This window comes from Pseudomonas sp. R3.Fl (genome assembly GCF_023516765.1).
Classification (GTDB): domain Bacteria; phylum Pseudomonadota; class Gammaproteobacteria; order Pseudomonadales; family Pseudomonadaceae; genus Pseudomonas; species Pseudomonas citronellolis.
The window spans coordinates 2534244-2552292 of sequence record NZ_JAMGSO010000001.1 but is presented as its reverse complement, the minus strand read 5'-3'; the positions used below and the strand labels follow the sequence as shown (position 1 = coordinate 2552292).

Genomic DNA, 18049 nt, shown 5'->3' with positions numbered 1-18049 from the left:
ACAATAGACCCACCGCCGAACCCTCCTGTAGGAGCGCGCCCTGCGCGCGAATCGCGGGCAGGGCCCGCTCCTACAGGGAGCACGGGGCGGATCGCGGATGAATCCGCTCCTACAGGCGTACGGGCCCCCTGGCGTAGGATGGCGTTGAGCGAAGCGATACCCATCACCACGACCGCATGGGTTTCGTAAACTCAACCCATCCTACGAAAGGCGCCTCTGCGTAGGGCGCATAACCGTTCGCGGTTATCCGCCGTTTCCCGGCGCGTCAATGCAACTTCAACCGCGGCTCGGTGCTACGCCCGATGCGGTCGCCGATCATCATCAGCGCCGTGCGGGTGAAGCCATACAGCGCCATCTGGTGCATGCGGTACAGCGAGATGTAGAACATCCGCGCCAGCCAGCCTTCCAGCTTCACGCTGCCCATCAGGTTGCCCATGAGATTGCCCACGGCGCTGAAGCGCGACAGCGAGATCAGCGAACCATAGTCGGTGTAGCGGTATTCCCCCAGCGGCTTGCCGTCCAGGCGCGCCACCAGCGACTTGGCCAGCAGCGAGGCCTGCTGGTGCGCGGCCTGGGCGCGGGGCGGCACGTTGCGTTCGCTGCCGTCGCCGAGCGGGCAAGCCGCGCAGTCGCCGAAGGCGAAGATGTCGTCGTCGCGGGTGGTCTGCAAGGTCGGGCGCACCACCAACTGGTTGATGCGGTTGCTCTCCAGGCCGTCCAGGTCCTTCAGCAGGCTGGAGGCGCGGATGCCGGCGGCCCAGACCTTGAGGCTGGCGGGGATGAACTCGCCGCTGGCGGTCTTCAGGCCCTCGGCGGTCACCTCGCTGACCGGCGAGCCGACCATCACCCGCACGCCGAGCTTCTCCAGGGTGCGGTGCACCGGCTGGCTGATGCGCTCGGGCAGCGCCGGCAGCACGCGCGGGCCGGCCTCGATCAGGGTGATGCGCATGTTCTCCGGCTGGATGCCGGTCAGCCCGTAGGCCGCCAGTTCCTGCGCGGCATGGTGCAGCTCGGCCGACAGCTCGACGCCGGTGGCGCCGGCGCCGACGATGGCCACGCTGATCTGGTCGTCCTCGCCCTGGCGGGCATGGGCACGCAGGTAGTGGGTGAGCAGTTGCTTGTGGAAGCGCTCGGCCTGCTCGCGGGTGTCCAGGAAGATGCAGTGCTGCGCGGCCCCGGCGGTGCCGAAGTCGTTGGTGGTGCTGCCGATGGCCAGGACCAGGGTGTCGTAGTCCAGGGTGCGCGCCGGCAACAGCTCGCGGCCGTCCTCGTCGAGGGTGGCGGCCAGCTGGATGCGCTTGGTCGCGCGGTCCAGCCCGCTCATCCGGCCGAGCTGGAACTGGAAGTGGTTCCATTTCGCCTGGGCGACGTAGTTCAGCTCATCCTCCGAGGAGTTGAGCGAACCGGCGGCCACTTCGTGCAGCAGGGGTTTCCAGATGTGGGTGAGGTTGGCGTCGACCAGGGTGACCTGGGCGCGGCCCTTCTTACCCAGGGTGCGGCCGAGACGGGTCGCGAGCTCCAGCCCGCCGGCGCCGCCGCCGACGATCACGATACGATGGGACATGGGACGTACTCATAGCTAGGGAATCCTGTGCGGGCCGGCGGCGCTGCTAATGCGCGAGGTAGGCCAGGAGGCGGCTGAGCAGTCCCAGGACGATGACCACGAGGGTGAGCCCGGCCATCATCAGCCAGGGCTTGAAAGGTGCACGCTCGACTTGGTGAACGGGCGAGCTGAGGTACTGCTCGACCTTCTGCTGGTCTTCGGGGCTCAAGCGACTGGGCATGGGCGGCCTCCGTTTCTAATGCCGAGCATTCTAGTCGGCTGTTGGCTCGCGCTCAATCCGACCCGGCGGTCAGAGCCCGACACCGTTGTCCAGCAGCACCACGCGGCCGAGCTGGTCGCGCAGGAAGTCCGGGGCGTCGTCGTGGGCGAAGATCACCCGGGCGAAGTTCGGCCCCACCAGCGACAGCGAACGCCAGCCCTGGCGCAGGAACTCGGTGGGCGGCGGAAAAGGGGTGTTGAAGTCCGGCGTTTCGCGCTTGAGGCTGACGAAGGCGAGCAGGTCCAGCTCGCCCGGGTCGATGCCGCGCTCGCTGTAGTTGTGCGCCTTCTTGCGCAGGGTCGGCGCCAGGCGCCGCTGCAGCTCGGCGCAGTTGATCCGCCTGGGCTTCTGCTCGCGACGGATCAGCTGGCGCAGGCTCTGGGCCAGGCGCCGGCGCTGCAGTTCGTCGCGCCATTCCTCGTTGAGCCGGCGGCCCTCGTCGAGGACGAAGAACACCTCGAAGCAGGCATCGCGAAACAGCACGTCCGGCGGCTGCTGTTCCGGCGCGATGAACTCGTCCTGGCGAAAGGGCACCTTGAGCGTCTGCAGCAGGCGCTCGCAGGCCCAGCACTCCCGGTCCCACTTGCGCGCGTTGGAGAGGAACTCATTGGCCAGTTCCGCCTGGCGCCGGAGCAGGTGCAGGTAATCGGCTTCATTCATATCAACAGCTTAGCCGCTGCTGGCGCATAGGTCCCACTGCGACATGGCGCCTCACCCCGCGGCGGGGCAAAAGCGGCGGAATCGGCGGCGCCCTGTGTACACTGTGGCGATCCTTCCCCGGAGCCCTTCAGCATGTTCCTGCGCAGCGCCTCGACCGCCGATCACCCGCGGCTCATCGCCCTCTGGGAACGTACGCCGGGCATCCAACTGCGCCGCGATGACGAATTCGAACCCTTCGCCGCCTACCTCGCCCGCAACCCCGACCTCAGCCTGGTGCTGGAGGCCGAGGGTGCGCTGATCGGCAGCCTGCTGGTCGGCCATGACGGCCGCCGCGGCTACCTGCAGCACCTGGTGGTGGACGCGCCCTACCGCGGCCGCGGGCTGGCCCGGCGGATGCTCGACGAGGCCCTGGCACGCCTGGCGCGGCTGGGCATCGGCAAGTCCCATGTCTTCGTCCTGCGCGACGCCCCCGAAGCGATGGCCTTCTGGGAGGGCCAGGCCGGCTGGGGGCGGCGCGACGACATCCTGATCTATTCCGCCGGAGTCTGAGTAATGAGAAGAGTCTGCGTCGCACTGTTGCTGTCCTTGGTCCCGCTGCTGGCCCTGGCCGCCGGCGAGGAGGGTGCCCCGACGGGCTGGACGCTGCTCGACCAGTACGACAAGTCCTACACCCAGAACGATGACCTGAAGGTCCTGCTGGTGGCGCGCGACATGGCCGGCGGCAAGTTGGTGAAGGCGGCATTGGAAGGGCGCCCGCAGGGTTACCTGGAGCAACGCCACGCGGTCTTCGTCGCCGACATCAGCCGCATGCCCTCGCTGATCTCCAAGATGTTCGCCGTGCCGGCCATGCGCGACTACAACTACCGCGTGCTGCTCGACCGCGAGCCGCGGGTGGCCAGCCACTTCCAGGTGCCGGAAGACAGCGTGCTGTGGATAAGCCTGCAGCAGGGCAGGGTGGTGGCCAGTCAGGCCTATTCCTCGGCGCCCACGCTGCGCGAGGCGCTGGAGCAGGTCGGCAAGTGATAGCCGCACAGTTGCTCTCGGAAGAGAGCCTGACCCTGGGCTGGGCGATCTACCTGCCCGTGCTGGCCCTCGCCGCATGGCGCGCGCCCTGGGTGGAAATGGTCAGCGATTTCCGCCGCCAGCACCTGGTGTTCGGCACCATGCTGGCGTTGTTCCTGCTGTGGCTGGTGCGCCGGGACTTCGCCTCGGGGCTGTCGTTCCATTTCATCGGCATGACCGCGGTGACCCTGCTGCTGGACTGGCCGCTGGCGATACTCGTCGGCCTGGTGGCGCAACTCGGCCTGTGCCTGCTGGGGCGCCAGGACTGGGTGGCGATCGGCGTCAACGGCGTGCTGCTGGTGCTGGTGCCGGTGTTCATCACCGAAATGGCGGCGCTGTTCGTCGAACGCCGCCAGCCGCGCAACCTGTTCGTCTACATCTTCTGCTCGGGCTTCTTCCCCGCGGCGCTGGCGGCGCTGTGCTGCATGCTGCTGGGCCTGGGCCTGCTGTGGGTCGACGGCATCTTCCCGATGCCGCCCTGGCTGGACGACTTCATTGGCTACCTGTGGCTGATCATGTTCCCCGAGGCCTTCATCAACGGCACCGTGGTCACCGGCCTGGTGGTGTTCTACCCGGACTGGCTGGAAACCTTCAACCGCACCCGCTACCTGCAGGCGCCCTGGAAGGAAGAGAAGAAGGAAGAGAACAAGGACGACGAGGATGAGCCGCATTGATGACAGCCAATTCGCCGCTGTCATCCCTTTCCTCGGATTGATCCAGGTCAGTTCGCCGTGATCGCCACGCCGGGACACTCTGCTGCCCCACAGCAATGGAGAACGGCATGAGCATTCACAGTTGGGCCGAACAACGCCTTCACGAACTGCTGCTGGAAGCCGAAGCGGCGGGCATGGACACGCAACTGGTGCTGCGCGCCCTGCTCAGCTCGGTGGTGCGGGCCAACGCCCAGGTCCGCACGGAAAAGGACCTGGCGCACGAACTACACTTCCTCGCCGACAACCTCGATGAGGATCGGGACTACGCGTTCATGCGGCCGTAAGCCGCCAGATTGCCTACGAATGGACTCCTTTCGGAACCATGCAAGCGCAGCTCCACGGGGGGAATAACCCAGGGCCCGCGCCGAGATGCTCTTCGTAGGAGCGAGCTTGCTCGCGAACAAACGCGCTGCCATGCGGTTCGCGAGCAAGCTCGCTCCTACGAAAATCGCCGCCAGCCAGTGACGTAGGAGCGGGTTTACCCGCGATGCCGGCCAACAGGCCGGCCCATCCCACCTCGCGAACCCTCAATGCCCCCGCAGTGGTGGGGCATCCAACTCCCCGGAGAACACATCGTCCTCCAGGTCATTGCCGGGAATCGCATGCTCCTCGGCGGCCCAGGCGCCCAGGTCGATGAGCTTGCAGCGCTCGGAACAGAAGGGGCGGTAGAGGCTCTTGGCGCTCCACTCCACCGGGGCGCCGCAGGTCGGGCATTCAACGGTCAGGGGCTGGCTCATGGGCGTTCTCCGCGCAGGCTGAGATAAAAGTCGTGCAGGCGCTCCACTTCGCGCTGCAGGTGGCCGAGATCGCGGTCGTTCAGCAGTATGTCATCGGCATGCTTGAGGCGGTCGTCGCGTTGCGCCTGCGCCTGGAGAATGGCGCGCACCTGTTCCTCGGAGACGTTGTCCCGGCGCACGGTGCGCTCCAACTGCAGGTGCTCAGGCGTATCCACCACCAGCACCCGCTGGGCCATGCGGTGCTGTCCGGATTCCACCAGCAACGGCGAAACCAGAATGGCATAGGGCGACTCGGCCTGCGCCAGGTTGCTGGCGATCTCCTGGCCGATCAGCGGGTGCAGCAACTGCTCCAGCCAGCGGCGCTCTTCCGCGGACAGGAAGATGCGCTCGCGCAGGGCGGCGCGGTTCAGGGTGCCGTCAGGCTGCAGCATGGCTTCGCCGAAGCGCTCCACTATGCTCGCCAGCGCCGGCCGGCCGGGCTCGACGACCCAGCGCGCGGCATGGTCGGCATCCACCATGTGCACGCCAAGGTTGGCGAAGTGGGCTGCGGCGGCGCTCTTGCCGCTGCCGATGCCGCCGGTGAGGCCAAGGATCCAGGGTTTCATCGTACTCCTCGCGCCAGGCTCCCCGTTGCCCCGCGAACGCGGGGCCCAGGCGAGCCAGCGTTCGAGCAGGGACTACCGGAAACCGGCGAACTGCAGATAGGTAGTGGTTATTTGATCACCCCAGAGCAGCGCAATCCAGCCGGCGATGGCCAGATAGGGCCCGAAGGGGATCGGCGTACCGCTCTCGGCATTGCGCAGGCGCAGCAGAATGACCCCCAGCACGGCCCCGACCAGGGACGAGAACAGAATGGTCAACGGCAACACCTGCCAGCCACCCCAGGCGCCGAGCATGGCCAGCAGCTTGAAGTCGCCATAGCCCATGCCTTCCTTGCCGGTCAGCAGCTTGAACAGCCAGTACACCGACCACAGGCTCAGGTAACCGAACACCGCGCCCCAGAGCGCATCGCCCAGGCTGGTGAAAAGCCCGAAGTAATTGACGATCAACCCCAGCCAGAGCAGCGGCAGCACCAGCGCATCCGGCAACAACTGGTGGTCGACGTCGATCATGCTCATGGCCAGCAGCCCCCAGGTCAGCAACAGCATGGCCCCGGCCTGCCAGGTAAAGCCGAAATGCCAGGCAACGAAACCGGAAAGCAGGGCGGTGGCCAGCTCGACCAGTGGATAACGCGCACTGATCGGCGCCTTGCAGGCCGAGCACTTGCCGCGTAGGGCAAGGTAGCTGACCACGGGGATATTTTCCCAAGCGTGGATTTCATGACCGCAATGCGGGCACTGGGAGTTGGGCAGGACCAGGTTGTAGGTGGGCTTCTGCTCAGGCTGAGGCAGAGAAAGAGCGTCACGCGCTTGTTGTTGCCATTCCAGCTCCATCATCTTCGGCAGGCGATGGATGACCACATTGAGGAAGCTGCCGACCAGAAGGCCGAGCAGGGTGGCGCATAAAACAAAGGCCAGCGCGTGGCTGGCCAGGAAGTCGAGTACAGGCATTTAGACAACGTTGCCGAGTTGGAAGATGGGAAGGTACATGGCGATGATCAAGCCACCGACCAGTACGCCGAGAACGGCCATGATCATCGGTTCCATCAATGTGGTTAGGTTGTCAACGGCGTTGTCGACTTCTTCTTCGTAATAACTCGCTACCTTATCCAGCATGGAGTCCAAGGAGCCAGACTCTTCACCGATTGCGGCCATCTGCACAGCCATGCTGGGAAATATCCCAGTGGTGCGCATGGAGAAATTAAGCTGGGTGCCGGAGGATACATCCTGCTTGATTTTGGTAACCGCGTTGCGGAATACCACATTACCTGTGGCGCCGGAAACTGAGTCCAATGCTTCCACGAGAGGAACACCTGCCGCGAATGTGGTGGAAAGAGTACGTGCGTAGCGAGCAACTGCGGATTTATAGATGATGCCTCCGATGATAGGAAGCTTGAGGGTCAGTCGATCCACTGAGTCGCGAAATTTTTCCGATCTCCGATGGGCTTCGCGGAGAGAGAAGGCTAGTGCAAACAAAGCGATCAAGACGATGAACCACCACTGTTGCAGTGCTTCCGACAAGCCGATAACCATTTGTGTGAAGGCAGGTAACTCTGCGCCAAAATTTGCAAAAACGGATTGGAACTGTGGTACTACCTTGATCAGTAAAATTGCTGAAACAATAACGGCCACAACAACTACTGCCACTGGATAGGTCATCGCCTTTTTGATTTTGGCTTTGAGGGACTCGGTCTTTTCCTTATATGTGGCCACCCGGTCCAGCAGTGTTTCTAGAGCACCCGACTGCTCGCCGGCATCGACTAAGTTGCAGTAAAGGTCATCGAAATACAGGGGTTTTTTGCGCAGTGAGTTGGCTAGGCTGTTGCCTGCAGCCACCTCTTGCTTGATGTCCTCGACGAGCTTTTTCATATTGGGATTGTCGAATCCCTCAGCAATGATATCGAAGGATTGCAGCAGAGGGACACCCGAGCCCATCATGGTCGCCATCTGTCTAGTGAACAGTGCGATATCCATGGGCTTGATTTTCTTGCCTTTGCTCAGCAGGGAAATGCCTTTCTTGCGCACTTTGGTCGGGTTGATACCCTGCTTGCGCAATTGCGCCTTGACCAATGCACTGTTGGTTCCTGAGAGCTCCCCTTTTACCTTTCCCCCCTTTCTGTCCGTGCCCTCAAAGAGAAAGGTACTGGTTTTCAAAGCTTTTTCCGCCATGGATTAATCCTTGGTCACGCGGTTGACTTCCTCGAGGCTGGTCACGCCTTGCATGGCCTTGAATAGGCCTGAGGTGCGAAGGTCATTGAAGCCTTCCTTGCGGGCCTGTTCCGCGATCTGAATGGAGTTGCCTTCTTCCATGATAATCCGTTGCAGTGCGGGAGTGATTTTAACCACTTCATAAATACCCACGCGGCCCTTGTAGCCATTCTTGCAATTTTCGCACCCTACGGGAGCGTAGAGCTTGAAGCTGCCGATCCTGTCCTTGGGAAAACCTTCGTGGAGCAGTGTTTCGTGAGGGATATCGTGCTCCTTCTTGCAGTGTGGGCAGAGCTTACGTGCCAGACGCTGGGCGATGATCAGATTGGTAGAGGTAGCTAGGTTGAAGGAGGCCACGCCCATGTTCAGCAGGCGGGTCAGGGTTTCCGCCGCGCTGTTGGTGTGCAGGGTAGACATTACCATATGGCCGGTCTGCGCAGCCTTGATGGCGATCTCGGCGGTTTCCAGGTCACGTATCTCACCGACCATGATTACGTCCGGATCCTGGCGCAGGAAGGCGCGCAACGCTTGGGCGAAGTCCATGCCCTGGCGAGGGTTGACGTTGACCTGGTTGATACCTTCGAGGTTGATCTCTACCGGGTCTTCGGCAGTGGAGATATTGATATCCGGAGTATTGAGGATATTCAGGCCGGTATAGAGGGAGACGGTCTTGCCGGACCCGGTCGGACCGGTTACCAGGATCATGCCCTGTGGTTGCTTAAGAGCTTCAAGATAGAGTTGTTTCTGTGCATCCTCGTAGCCAAGGGCATCAATGCCCATCTGTGCGCTGGCTGAGTCGAGAATCCGCATTACAATTTTTTCTCCCCATAGCGTGGGAAGCGTATTGACACGGAAGTCAATGGACTTGCTCTTGGATACACGCATCTTGATGCGGCCGTCCTGTGGTTTGCGTCGTTCAGAAATGTCCAGCCCTGCCATCACTTTGAGGCGTGCAGAAATGCGGCTGGCTAACTGAATCGGTGGTTTGGCGACCTCTTGAAGAATTCCATCGGTGCGGAAGCGAACACGATAAATTTTCTCGTAAGGCTCGAAGTGCAAGTCGGAAGAACCACCTTTTATGGCGTCTAGAAGCATCTTGTTCACGAAGCGAACAACTGGGGCATCGTCGGCATCCCCCCCAATGCTCTCTTCTTTACGTTCGGATTCACCGCTTTCAATGTCTAGACCATCTAGGTCGACATCACCCAAGTCGTCGAATCCACCTGTGACACTCTCAAAAAGCTTTTCAATAGCCTCGCCAAGTTTGTTATCTTCTACTAACAAGGCTTCAGTTGTGAGGCCAGTGCTGAACTGTACATCAGTAACTGATTGATGATTGGCTGGATCTGATATCCCGATGAAGAGTTTGTTGCCTCTTTTCCATAGGGGCAGGATTCTGTGCTGGCGAATCAGTTTTTCTGAAATTGCCTCTCTGGGTATTGAATCTTTGTCAAGGCTATTTAAGTCGAAATAGGCTATGCCGAACTGTTCGGCTGATATCTCGACAATTTTTAAGCTATCAACAATTTTATTTTGTGAAAGATAGGTGGTTAGTGAGATCTTATTTTTCTGTGCCTGGGTATAAGCTTGTGTGGCTGTCCTTTCGTCCAGAAGCCCAGCCAGCACTAGTTGCTTGGCGAGTCCTGTAAGGTTTACGATGTCATTCATAAAATGCTCTGGGCTGTCAGGCGTCTGGTGCTACAGACTAGTATGGTCGTTATTGCATTTCAATAAGTGTGATGTGTGATGCATTTTATGCTTCCGCATCGCTTCCTGAGTCTCAAGGTGTTTGCCAGGGGGGGATATGTTCTGGGGGTTGATTCGGTCCTTTTTTTCGGTCAGGAAGCCTCATGCCGTCAAGGGTGATGTCCAAAAAATGCTGGAGCGAGCTGCTGAGTTGCGTGATCAAGGGCGCTTGATCGAGGCGATCGGTGGCTTTGAGGCCGTGCTGAGAGCGGAGCCCTACAACAGTGCGGCGATGAATGATTTGGCAGCGTTGCTCAACACGATTGGGCGCGAGGAGGAGGCCAGGCGTCTGTTTGAGAATGCGGCTCTGCTAGATGACACCTTTGCTCCTGCGTTGGTCAACCATGCTGCGCAACTCAATGAAGCATTCCAGAGTGCTAGGGCGATGGAGTTGCTTGAGCGTGCGCGCGAATTGATGCCGGGGGCAGGATACATCGACTCCGCAATGGCCAGAATCAGAACTTTCTGGGGGCAGGCTGATGAGGCTCGTGAGCTGTATCTTTCGGCTTGGCTGAAACAGTTTGATGATAACAGGTTTGCCGAGAACTACCTATTTAATATATGTGCGGTAGAGGGGGTTTCAGCAGAAGAAATTTATTCTGAGCATGCGTTTTGGGCTGGTACTCTTTCTGCTGTAAATCGAGCTAAAGTGAAAAGCTTTGAGCAGCGGAGCCCAGGGAAGATTCGTATTGGGTATGTTTCTCCTGACTTGCGTCAGCATTCGGTTAGGTATTTTTTTAGGCCGCTGCTGGAATGGCATGATCGAGATAAATTTGAAATTTATGCGTATTATGAATTTCCCAGTGTGGATGAGCAGACCGAGTTGATTAGGTCGAAGTGTGACAGGTTCTACCATGTTCCAGGGATTACAGATGATGCTTTCGAAGAGTTGCTGATCAAAGATGATCTTGATATTTTGATAGAGTTGGCTGGTCATACATCTATAAATAGAACTGGGTTGCTGAGGAAAAAGTTGGCTCGTGTGCAGTTGACGGCCTTGGGATATCCTCCGACTACCGGGTTGCAAGAAATGGATTTTAAAGTCGTGGATAAATATGCGGCGCCGCCCGGAACTGAGCGATTTTATTCGGAACGTCTCTTACGCTTGCCTGGTACCTTCTGGTGTTTTGATCCAATGGAAATATCTCCGGATCCGTCTCCAGCTCCAAGTATAGACCGAGGCTTCACTACTTTTGGATGCTTCGGTAATACATCTAAGATTTCTATGAAGATGCTGGAGTGCTGGCAGAGAATACTTTGCGAGGTTCCTGGTGGTAGGTTGATAATCAAGTCAATTACTTTTCAGGATCCAACTGCCAAGAGTAAGTTTGAAGAAAGGCTGGTATTGGCTGGGATGGACTTGCAGCGAGTGCGTCTTGATCTGCCAGATAGTCCTGGTCAACTTTTTAATGCTTATGCAGATATCGATATAATTTTAGATACTTATCCGTTCAATGGGGGGACTACTACTGCCTTTGCCTTGTGGATGGGCGTGCCAGTTGTCACGTTGCAGGGGGAGATCCTGCTATCCCGCATGGGGAGCTCCATGTTGCATGAGCTGGGGCTGACAGAGCTGATAGCTAGCGACGGGGATGAGTATGTTTCTAAGGCGGTTTCCTTAGCCTTGAATCCGGCCAGGTTATCGGCCATTCGCGCTGATATGCGCCAAAAGCTTAAGGCGTCCCCTTTGGGGAATGGGCGGCTCTATGCCAAGGGCTTCGAGGTGGCTTGCCTGCAAGCGCTCGATGACGTCTCTATGCCGCATGTTGGCCCTGAAGAAAAAGGTGCACTGTCTGAGGAGGTCTTGAGCGCTAGAGCTCTGACTGTGTATGAAGCAGGAAATTTCGGTGCTGCGACAAGAATTGTCAGTTATTGCCTCAAACGTCATCCTGACAGCGCCCGATGCATCCTTCTGAAGGCTCGCTTGTTAGAGCGGTCAGAAGGGTGCGAAAGTGCCTACGGTTACCTTCTCAAGGCAAGCGAGCCGATGGGAGAGACACTACCGTCGGAAATCGCTGTATACCTAGCACGATTTCAGTTGCTGCTCGGAATGGATGGAGAGGCTCTTCGGCGTGTGGAGAGTCTTTCCGGCGACCTCCGGGTGCGCGAGCAGTATGGTTTACACTTGGATGTCTACAGGGCTGCCGCTTCTAGCCGATTACGCTCGGAGTTGCCTCAGGTCGTCGAGCCTGGAGAGCGATTCATCTCCATCTTGGTGCATTGCGATAGTGAAGAGAAATTTGCTCGAGTTTCGCACGGGCTTTCCCAATTGCTCCCCCCTCAGCGCTACGAATTGCTGCGCGGTGAAGGTCTGACCCGTATGCTCTCGTACTCGGATCTGCTGAGCCGCGTTAAGGGAGAGATAGTTGTGCTCCTGCATGAGGATGCTGAAATTGTCTCCCATGATTTTCATCGGGAAGTCTGCAGCGCCATGGAGAGGTTTGATGTTGTGGGAAGCGCAGGGACGAGGCGGTTGGCTTCTCCGCTCTGGTTTGATTCGGAGGATGGACAGGTGCACGGCGCATTGGTACTGCCAGCTGTACATGCTCGCAGCGGACTGGAGCTTTGCGTCTACTCCGGTGAACGATATGTAGATGATATTCAAGCCGTGGAGGGGTGTGTCGTCGTTGCGCGTCGGTCCTCCTTTGTGGAGGTTCCGCTGGATGGGGCACTGGACGATGTCGGGTGTCTGCCCGAGCTTGAGTGGAGCTATCGTGCATCGCGTGCTGGACTGCGCGTGGGGGTTGTGCCTGGTATTGGAGTGTTGAGACGGATCGCGGATCTTCCGGGGGATGAAATCTGGCGACAAGCTGCACAGGCATTTTGCGATCGCTATGAAGCACTAAGGGCTGCCAAATCTAGAGTGGTTCCTGGTGGTGTAGCCTTGCCGCTGAAGGACGGTTCTGATGGTTGGCTGCTTCTTCGCGAGCTTTATCGCGCAAGATGAGAGGCAGGGCCGGTGCTTGTAGGATTGTCGCTTTGCAACATGGCACTATCTTTGCTTGGGATGCGGGTAGCAGGTCAACTGCCTACATCTAATTCAAGGAGACGTGTATGAAATCGCTTCAGAAGGGGTTTACTCTGATTGAGCTGATGATTGTGGTGGCAATTATCGGCATCTTGGCGGCTATTGCCCTGCCTGCCTATCAAAACTATACCGTGAAGGCTCGCGTGTCCGAACTGATTCTCGCCGCTAGCAGTGGCCGAACCTGCATCACCGAAGTGTCCCAATCGCAAGGCACTCTTAGCGCTTCCGGATGTACCGTCAATGCTGTTGGGCGCGTAACTGCTGCTTCCGTCGCAACTGATACTGGCGTCATTACGGTGAATGGTTCGACAGCTACGACTTCCGTTGGTCGTGATGTGACTGTCAGCCTGACTCCGACCTGGGTTTCGAGTGCGGGTACTGTGACTTGGGTCTGCAGTGGTACTCCTGTTGACATTATGCCGGGTTCCTGCCGCGGCTAATTTCCTCAGAAAATGGTGCATGACGCCCTGGCGGGTTTTTTCCGCTGGGGCGTTTTCTTTTTCGTGGATGTCGACTTTCAGATAGCGTTGGATCTCCGAATTTCTATCGAGCTGATACCTATTTATCGCTTTTGGAAAGTGCCTGGATGTTTGCCTGACTTCTCGTTGCTGACCGGAAACACCAAGTCGGAGAGTTCCATAATAAAAACTCCAATGTCTGGGCTCGTGATTGGTCTGCTCGTCGTTTTGGCGTTATTTGAATGCACTCGTTCTTCTAGTTTTTTGGGTGATCAGTCCCGTTTGAGTCTGGCATCATGCTTGCTTTGTTGTGTGAAGGTGGCCTGTGCTGCCTGTAAAATTTCCCAAGGAGAATGAGTATGAAATCTCTTCAGAAGGGTTTCACCCTGATTGAGCTGATGATCGTGGTCGCGATTATCGGTATCTTGGCGGCTATCGCGCTGCCGGCGTACCAGAACTACACCGTTAAGGCTCGTGTGTCCGAGCTGATCCTTGCTGCCAGTAGCGCGCGTACTTGTGTGACAGAGGTGTCGCAATCTCTTAGCACGCTGAATGCCTCGGGCTGCACCGTCAATGCCGTTGGGCGCGTTACCTCTGCCACTGTGGGTACCAATGGCGTCATTACTGTCAATGGTTCCAGCGCCACCACCTCCGTCGGGCGTGATGTGACTGTTACCCTCACTCCGACTTGGGTCTCGAGTGCTGGCACTGTGACTTGGGTTTGCAGTGGCACTCCGGTTGACGTAATGCCTGGTTCTTGCCGCGGCTAAATTCTGAGACCGTGCTCAGCAGGGCGGAGGATGGGTGCCTGATGGCGTCCTCCGCCAATGTTGTGTCCGTTTCTCTCAGAATCTGCCGCTGGACTGGGATTCGAATGATGATGGGAGTGGTAGTGGAGTGAGCTTGATCGCTTTTTTTACCGGTTCAGATGCCCGAGAGTACGCTGTGGGGTTAGCTGAGGAGCTCGCTAAGGCGTTGCCGCCTAAGCTTCTTGATGGATCTACTAAGGTATTGTCGGCCAACAAAATTACTAAGATTCTTGAAGCCGTTTACGCCAAGGCGGCTGATTTTCGGGTTTCTTCTGGCATAGGGTTCATGCGTCAGGCTATGTTTGCCAATGCTTTTCGTTGGCGGCTTTCGGAGCTAGGGTACTCTGATCAGTTTGTCAAGCTGGCCACTGAAGGTCTTGTCTTGGCTATGACCAAGGCAGGAAAGCTTGGGTGATAGAATTTGGCGGTTGGTGACATTTTTTGTCAGGGCTTGGATGGCGGATGAATACAGTACTTCACATCGGATGTGGTCCGACAGATCTTAGCCATTTGCCGCCGCTATTCCATCAAGGTGAGTGGCAAGAGATCAGGCTGGATATTGATGAGTCCGTATATCCGGATATTGTTGCTTCTATGCTAGACATGTCTATCGTGGAGGATGGTACGGTGAGTGCCATTTATTCCTCGCATAATGTTGAGCATCTATTTCCTCACGAAGTGCCTATTGCTCTGGCAGAGTTTCGTAGAGTTTTACGACTTGATGGTGTCGCAGTAGTCAAGTGCCCTGATGTGTTGTCCGTTGCAAAGGCGATAGTTGAGTCTGAAAGTGTTGAAACGACACTGTACGACTCTCCCTCTGGGCCAATAGCCGCTCTGGATATTCTTTATGGCCACCGAGAGGCGCTTGCCGAAGGGAATCACTTTATGGCGCATAAAACTGCGTTCACCGCGCGGTCCTTGGCGCGAGCCTTGTTTGGTGCAGGATTTCAGCAGGTTGTGGTAACTAGGGATGTCGTGTTCGGTTTACACGCGTTGGCGTATCCTGAGTTGGTAAGCAATGAGCGCATTCAGAAAGACTGCGCGGGCACTATCTATAGCCGCGAATTCAATATCGAGACGGTGGTCTATACATCTAATGATTGATTCGAGCGAGCTGCAATGCTAGCTTACGCCCGCCCGCCGGTGTAGCTCAGTCGGTAGAGCAGCTCATTCGTAATGAGAAGGTCGGGGGTTCGATTCCTCTTACCGGCACCATCTTTGGCAAAGGCCCCGCTTCGGCGGGGCCTTTTGCTTTCTGGCTTCGAAGCCGACGTACTTGCCGCTCGGACGCTATCGAACTGCCATCATTCGCCGGACTATACTCCCGCTGCCCAGGGAAGCTTTCGGTGAGGAAGGGAGCGGTCTGTGAAGCAGTCGAGTGAGTCCGCCAGGTTCAGCCGTTCCTATGCCCAGCGCGTGCTTTTGCCGCGCGCGGTGGGCTTGGCTGTGGGGTTCTTCTGTGTCGCCGGCGTGCTCTGGGGGAAGGGGCATTCGGCGTGGTTGTGGGGGCTGCTGCTGTGGTTCTGCTACCTGTGGCCGCTGATGGCCTACCAGATCACTTCGCGTTCGCCGCGGCCCAAGGAACTGGAGCGGCGTTTCGTGCTCTTCGATTCGCTGATGGGCGGGTTCTGGATCGCCACCATCCAGTTCAACGTGCTGCCCTCGGTGATGATGCTTTCCATGCTGGCGATGAACAACACCGCCGCAGGCGGGGCGCGGTTCGTGGTCCAGGGGTTCGTGCTGCAGGCGCTCGGCATGTTGCTGTCCGGCTTGGTGCTGGGCTTCGGTTTCTCGCCTGATACGTCCCAGGCCGAGCTGTATGCCTGCATCCCCATGCTGGTCATCCACCCCATGACCATCGGCCTGGTGCTCTATCGCCTGGCCATCCAGCTGTCGCGGCACAAGAAGGCGCTGCGCGACCTGAGCCGCACCGACAGCTTGACCCAACTGTTCAACCGCGGCTACTGGAAGGAGCGTCTGCAGCAGGCCTTCGAGCACTGCCGGCAGGCGCAGCAGCCCGCTTCGCTGGCGTTGATCGACGTCGACCACTTCAAGACCACCAACGACCGCCACGGGCACGTGATCGGCGACCTGGTGTTGCGCCGGCTCAGCGAGTTCATGCGCAGCCACCTGCGCGCCGAGGACCTGGCCGGGCGCTATGGCGGCGATGAATTCTGTGTGCTCTTGCCGGGGCTGCGGCCGGAGGCGGCGCGGGAGGTTCTGGAGCGGCTGTCCCGCGAGCTGGCCGGGGAGGCCTGGGAGCGGGTGCCGGAATTGCGCGTCAGCCTCAGCATCGGTGTCGCCGGCTTCGATCCGGCCATGCCCGACGCCACCGAGTGGCTGCGCCGGGCCGACCAGGCGCTGTACGAGGCCAAAGGGCAGGGGCGCGACCGCATCGTCCTGGCTTCCGAGCTGGACGCCGCGGCGCGCCGGGCCTAGCCGAAGGCCCTGGCGCAGGGCGCGGACTGTATTGGCTATTGGTCGCAGGCTGGTATCCCCTGATTGCCGAGCAGCCCCATGCTGGCCCAGGGTAGAAACCGATGGCCATAGCGGATGATATAGTTGGACGTCGTTACCCTTTCAGCTGAGACAGAGCCATGGCGGATGAGTCGAGGATTACCCTGGAGCCCGGCAAGCGTGGCGGGAAGCCCTGTGTGCGTGGGCTGCGGATAACCGTGGAGGATGTCCTGAGCTGGCTGGCCGCCGGAATGAGCCCGGAAGAAATCATCGCTGACTACCCGGAGCTCGAGCGTGAAGACATTCTCGCTTGCCTGGCCTTCGCAGCGGCTCGCATGAAGCATTCGGCCTGGATCAAGGCGGCATGAAGCTGCTGCTGGACGAGAATCTTTCCCGGCGCATGTTGCCCTCCCTGGAAATGGACTTTCCCGGCTCTTCCCAGGTTGCCTTGCTCGGGCTCGAGCAGGTAAGCGACCGGCGGATATGGGAATACGCGAAGCAGCACGACTACGTGATCGTCACCAAGGACGAGGACTTTCATGATTTGCAGGCAGCTTGGGGATATCCACCCAAGGTGATCCTGCTGGCGATGGGCAACAGTTCGAACCAGGCGATCGTCCAGGCTCTTTGCAATTCGGCAGAGCAATTGAAAAGGAGCCTGGAAGACGAGCGTATCGGCCTGGTGGAGCTGATCTGACCCGCCGCGCCGTTACAGACTCAACCGCATCGACAAGTCCAGCGCCTTGACGTCCTTGGTCAGGGTGCCGATGGAGATGTAGTCCACGCCGGTTTCGGCGATGCCGCGCAGGGTGCTTTCGTTGATCCCGCCGGAGGCTTCCAGCTTGGCGCGGCCGGCGGTCACCCGCACGGCGGTGCGCATGTCTTCCAGGCTCAGTTCGTCGAGCATGACGATGTCGGCGCCGGCGGCCAGGGCCTGGTTCAGTTCGTCCAGGTCTTCCACTTCGATTTCCACCGGCTTGCCCGGGGCGATGCGCCGGGCCTCGGCGATGGCCTGGGCGATGCCGCCGCAGGCGGCGATGTGGTTTTCCTTGATCAGGAAGGCGTCGTACAAGCCGATGCGGTGGTTGTGGCAGCCGCCGCAGGTGATCGCGTACTTCTGCGCCAGGCGCAGGCCGGGCAGGGTCTTGCGGGTGTCCAGCAGCTTGACGCCGGTGCCTTCCACCAGGTCGGCGTAGTGGCGAGCGCGGGTGGCGGTGCCGGACAGCAGCTGGAAGAAGTTCAGAGCGCTGCGCTCGCCGCTGAGCAGGGCGCGGGCCGGGCCCTGCAGGCTGAACAGCGTCTGGTCGGCGCTGACCCGCTCGCCGTCGCGCACCTGCCATTGCACCTGCACGCGCGGGTCGATCTGCCGGAATACCTCGTCGACCCAGGCGCAGCCGGCGACGGTGGCATCTTCGCGGGTGATGACGCGGGCCTGGGCCTCGCGCTCGGCGGGGATCAGCTGCGCGGTGATGTCGCCGCTGCCGATGTCTTCGGCCAGGGCGGCGCGGACGTTGGCCTGGATTTCCCCGGAAAGGTCGGCAAGGGTGAGGTTCGGCATGGCGGACTCCTGATTCGCGGTGGCGGGATTATACGGGGCGCGGCGGCCGCCGTGTGCATCCGCGGCGGCCGGCGGGAGTCGGACGAACGGTGGCTGTTCTTGTGTGAATTTCATCAAGAATGCCTTCTAAGGACCCTGGTTGTGATTGATGCTTGTCTATAAGATAAGTCTGAATATTTCTATTTTGACGT

The 18049-nt window shown here is 59.2% G+C and carries 21 protein-coding genes and 1 tRNA gene; 13 read left to right on the top strand and 9 right to left on the bottom strand.

Features of this window, described 5'->3' with window-relative positions:
* Positions 1 to 265 precede the first annotated feature (265 nt).
* The 3 genes from M8R19_RS11030 to M8R19_RS11020 form a co-directional block, all read right to left on the bottom strand.
* Entirely contained in the window at positions 266 to 1564 is a 1299-nt protein-coding gene (locus tag M8R19_RS11030; RefSeq protein ID WP_249917812.1) for an NAD(P)/FAD-dependent oxidoreductase, read from the bottom strand.
* A gap of 46 nt (positions 1565 to 1610) precedes the next feature.
* The gene (locus tag M8R19_RS11025; RefSeq protein ID WP_009617611.1) at positions 1611 to 1784 is read right to left on the bottom strand and encodes a DUF3094 family protein; all 174 of its coding nucleotides are present in this window, start codon (positions 1782 to 1784) and stop codon (positions 1611 to 1613) included.
* A gap of 69 nt (positions 1785 to 1853) precedes the next feature.
* A complete protein-coding gene (locus M8R19_RS11020) occupies positions 1854 to 2483 on the bottom strand; it encodes a DUF1780 domain-containing protein (protein ID WP_009617612.1) in 630 nt (209 codons plus the stop codon).
* 132 nt (positions 2484 to 2615) lie between these two features.
* On the opposite strand from M8R19_RS11020, the gene M8R19_RS11015 reads away from it, so the two are divergent.
* The 4 genes from M8R19_RS11015 (at position 2616) to M8R19_RS11000 (ending at position 4542) form a co-directional block, all read left to right on the top strand.
* A complete protein-coding gene (locus M8R19_RS11015; RefSeq protein ID WP_249917811.1) occupies positions 2616 to 3032 on the top strand; it encodes a GNAT family N-acetyltransferase in 417 nt (138 codons plus the stop codon).
* A gap of 3 nt (positions 3033 to 3035) precedes the next feature.
* Positions 3036 to 3506 (top strand): FAD/FMN-containing dehydrogenase, encoded by a 471-nt coding sequence (locus tag M8R19_RS11010; RefSeq protein WP_249917810.1) that lies wholly within the window; start codon positions 3036 to 3038, stop codon positions 3504 to 3506.
* Positions 3503 to 4219 (top strand): energy-coupling factor ABC transporter permease, encoded by a 717-nt coding sequence (locus tag M8R19_RS11005; RefSeq protein WP_249917809.1) that lies wholly within the window; start codon positions 3503 to 3505, stop codon positions 4217 to 4219. Before M8R19_RS11010 ends, M8R19_RS11005 begins: the two co-directional genes overlap by 4 nt.
* Positions 4220 to 4326: 107 nt before the next feature.
* Positions 4327 to 4542, top strand: a complete 216-nt coding sequence (locus M8R19_RS11000; RefSeq protein ID WP_116422668.1) for a hypothetical protein — start codon at positions 4327 to 4329, stop codon at positions 4540 to 4542.
* Between the two features lie 243 nt (positions 4543 to 4785).
* On the opposite strand, the gene yacG is transcribed toward M8R19_RS11000, so the two are convergent.
* The 5 genes from yacG to pilB form a co-directional block, all read right to left on the bottom strand.
* Positions 4786 to 4995, bottom strand: coding sequence for a DNA gyrase inhibitor YacG (yacG, locus tag M8R19_RS10995; RefSeq protein ID WP_043272268.1), 210 nt, complete (start codon positions 4993 to 4995; stop codon positions 4786 to 4788).
* A complete protein-coding gene (gene coaE / locus M8R19_RS10990; RefSeq protein WP_249917808.1) occupies positions 4992 to 5600 on the bottom strand; it encodes a dephospho-CoA kinase in 609 nt (202 codons plus the stop codon). Before coaE ends, yacG begins: the two co-directional genes overlap by 4 nt.
* 72 nt (positions 5601 to 5672) lie before the next feature.
* Positions 5673 to 6545 carry a prepilin peptidase gene (locus M8R19_RS10985; protein ID WP_249917807.1) on the bottom strand — a complete coding sequence of 291 codons (873 nt, stop codon included), beginning with the start codon at positions 6543 to 6545 and terminating at the stop codon, positions 5673 to 5675.
* The gene (locus tag M8R19_RS10980) at positions 6546 to 7763 is read right to left on the bottom strand and encodes a type II secretion system F family protein (RefSeq protein WP_249917806.1); all 1218 of its coding nucleotides are present in this window, start codon (positions 7761 to 7763) and stop codon (positions 6546 to 6548) included.
* Positions 7764 to 7766: 3 nt separating this feature from the next.
* Positions 7767 to 9470, bottom strand: a complete 1704-nt coding sequence (gene pilB / locus M8R19_RS10975; protein WP_249917805.1) for a type IV-A pilus assembly ATPase PilB — start codon at positions 9468 to 9470, stop codon at positions 7767 to 7769.
* A 136-nt stretch (positions 9471 to 9606) separates the two neighbouring features.
* On the opposite strand from pilB, the gene M8R19_RS10970 reads away from it, so the two are divergent.
* The 9 genes from M8R19_RS10970 to M8R19_RS10930 all read left to right on the top strand — a co-directional run bounded on the left by M8R19_RS10970 (position 9607) and on the right by M8R19_RS10930 (position 16997).
* Positions 9607 to 12495: an O-linked N-acetylglucosamine transferase, SPINDLY family protein gene (locus M8R19_RS10970; RefSeq protein ID WP_249917804.1), complete on the top strand. Its 2889-nt coding sequence runs from the start codon at positions 9607 to 9609 to the stop codon at positions 12493 to 12495.
* Between the two features lie 107 nt (positions 12496 to 12602).
* A complete protein-coding gene (locus M8R19_RS10965) occupies positions 12603 to 13016 on the top strand; it encodes a pilin (protein ID WP_249917803.1) in 414 nt (137 codons plus the stop codon).
* Positions 13017 to 13393: 377 nt separating this feature from the next.
* Entirely contained in the window at positions 13394 to 13804 is a 411-nt protein-coding gene (locus tag M8R19_RS10960; protein WP_249917802.1) for a pilin, read from the top strand.
* Between the two features lie 34 nt (positions 13805 to 13838).
* Positions 13839 to 14258: a hypothetical protein gene (locus M8R19_RS10955; protein ID WP_249917801.1), complete on the top strand. Its 420-nt coding sequence runs from the start codon at positions 13839 to 13841 to the stop codon at positions 14256 to 14258.
* Positions 14259 to 14305: 47 nt separating this feature from the next.
* Positions 14306 to 14947 (top strand): class I SAM-dependent methyltransferase, encoded by a 642-nt coding sequence (locus M8R19_RS10950; RefSeq protein ID WP_249917800.1) that lies wholly within the window; start codon positions 14306 to 14308, stop codon positions 14945 to 14947.
* A 35-nt stretch (positions 14948 to 14982) separates the two neighbouring features.
* Positions 14983 to 15058, top strand: a tRNA-Thr gene (locus tag M8R19_RS10945).
* 150 nt (positions 15059 to 15208) lie between these two features.
* Complete coding sequence (locus tag M8R19_RS10940) at positions 15209 to 16282, top strand: diguanylate cyclase (RefSeq protein ID WP_249917799.1); 1074 nt, start codon at positions 15209 to 15211, stop codon at positions 16280 to 16282.
* Between the two features lie 158 nt (positions 16283 to 16440).
* The gene (locus M8R19_RS10935; protein WP_074977519.1) at positions 16441 to 16668 is read left to right on the top strand and encodes a DUF433 domain-containing protein; all 228 of its coding nucleotides are present in this window, start codon (positions 16441 to 16443) and stop codon (positions 16666 to 16668) included.
* The gene (locus M8R19_RS10930) at positions 16665 to 16997 is read left to right on the top strand and encodes a DUF5615 family PIN-like protein (RefSeq protein WP_074977521.1); all 333 of its coding nucleotides are present in this window, start codon (positions 16665 to 16667) and stop codon (positions 16995 to 16997) included. Before M8R19_RS10935 ends, M8R19_RS10930 begins: the two co-directional genes overlap by 4 nt.
* Before the next feature lie 12 nt (positions 16998 to 17009).
* Here the strand turns inward: M8R19_RS10930 and nadC are convergent, their stop codons facing one another.
* On the bottom strand, positions 17010 to 17858 hold the full coding sequence (nadC, locus tag M8R19_RS10925) for a carboxylating nicotinate-nucleotide diphosphorylase (protein WP_249917798.1): 849 nt from the start codon (positions 17856 to 17858) through the stop codon (positions 17010 to 17012).
* Between the last annotated feature and the right edge of the window lie 191 nt (positions 17859 to 18049).

Coding starts and splice junctions, on each gene's coding strand:
- M8R19_RS10950 (WP_249917800.1), top strand. CDS start 14,306: ATGAATACAGTACTTCACATCGGATGTGGTCCGACAGATCTTAGCCAT.
- M8R19_RS10970 (WP_249917804.1), top strand. CDS start 9,607: ATGTTCTGGGGGTTGATTCGGTCCTTTTTTTCGGTCAGGAAGCCTCAT.
- M8R19_RS10960 (WP_249917802.1), top strand. CDS start 13,394: ATGAAATCTCTTCAGAAGGGTTTCACCCTGATTGAGCTGATGATCGTG.
- M8R19_RS10935 (WP_074977519.1), top strand. CDS start 16,441: ATGGCGGATGAGTCGAGGATTACCCTGGAGCCCGGCAAGCGTGGCGGG.
- M8R19_RS11030 (WP_249917812.1), bottom strand. CDS start 1,564: ATGTCCCATCGTATCGTGATCGTCGGCGGCGGCGCCGGCGGGCTGGAG.
- M8R19_RS11000 (WP_116422668.1), top strand. CDS start 4,327: ATGAGCATTCACAGTTGGGCCGAACAACGCCTTCACGAACTGCTGCTG.
- pilB (WP_249917805.1), bottom strand. CDS start 9,470: ATGAATGACATCGTAAACCTTACAGGACTCGCCAAGCAACTAGTGCTG.
- M8R19_RS11015 (WP_249917811.1), top strand. CDS start 2,616: ATGTTCCTGCGCAGCGCCTCGACCGCCGATCACCCGCGGCTCATCGCC.
- M8R19_RS10965 (WP_249917803.1), top strand. CDS start 12,603: ATGAAATCGCTTCAGAAGGGGTTTACTCTGATTGAGCTGATGATTGTG.
- yacG (WP_043272268.1), bottom strand. CDS start 4,995: ATGAGCCAGCCCCTGACCGTTGAATGCCCGACCTGCGGCGCCCCGGTG.
- M8R19_RS11025 (WP_009617611.1), bottom strand. CDS start 1,784: ATGCCCAGTCGCTTGAGCCCCGAAGACCAGCAGAAGGTCGAGCAGTAC.
- nadC (WP_249917798.1), bottom strand. CDS start 17,858: ATGCCGAACCTCACCCTTGCCGACCTTTCCGGGGAAATCCAGGCCAAC.
- coaE (WP_249917808.1), bottom strand. CDS start 5,600: ATGAAACCCTGGATCCTTGGCCTCACCGGCGGCATCGGCAGCGGCAAG.
- M8R19_RS10980 (WP_249917806.1), bottom strand. CDS start 7,763: ATGGCGGAAAAAGCTTTGAAAACCAGTACCTTTCTCTTTGAGGGCACG.
- M8R19_RS11020 (WP_009617612.1), bottom strand. CDS start 2,483: ATGAATGAAGCCGATTACCTGCACCTGCTCCGGCGCCAGGCGGAACTG.
- M8R19_RS11010 (WP_249917810.1), top strand. CDS start 3,036: ATGAGAAGAGTCTGCGTCGCACTGTTGCTGTCCTTGGTCCCGCTGCTG.
- M8R19_RS10930 (WP_074977521.1), top strand. CDS start 16,665: ATGAAGCTGCTGCTGGACGAGAATCTTTCCCGGCGCATGTTGCCCTCC.
- M8R19_RS10985 (WP_249917807.1), bottom strand. CDS start 6,545: ATGCCTGTACTCGACTTCCTGGCCAGCCACGCGCTGGCCTTTGTTTTA.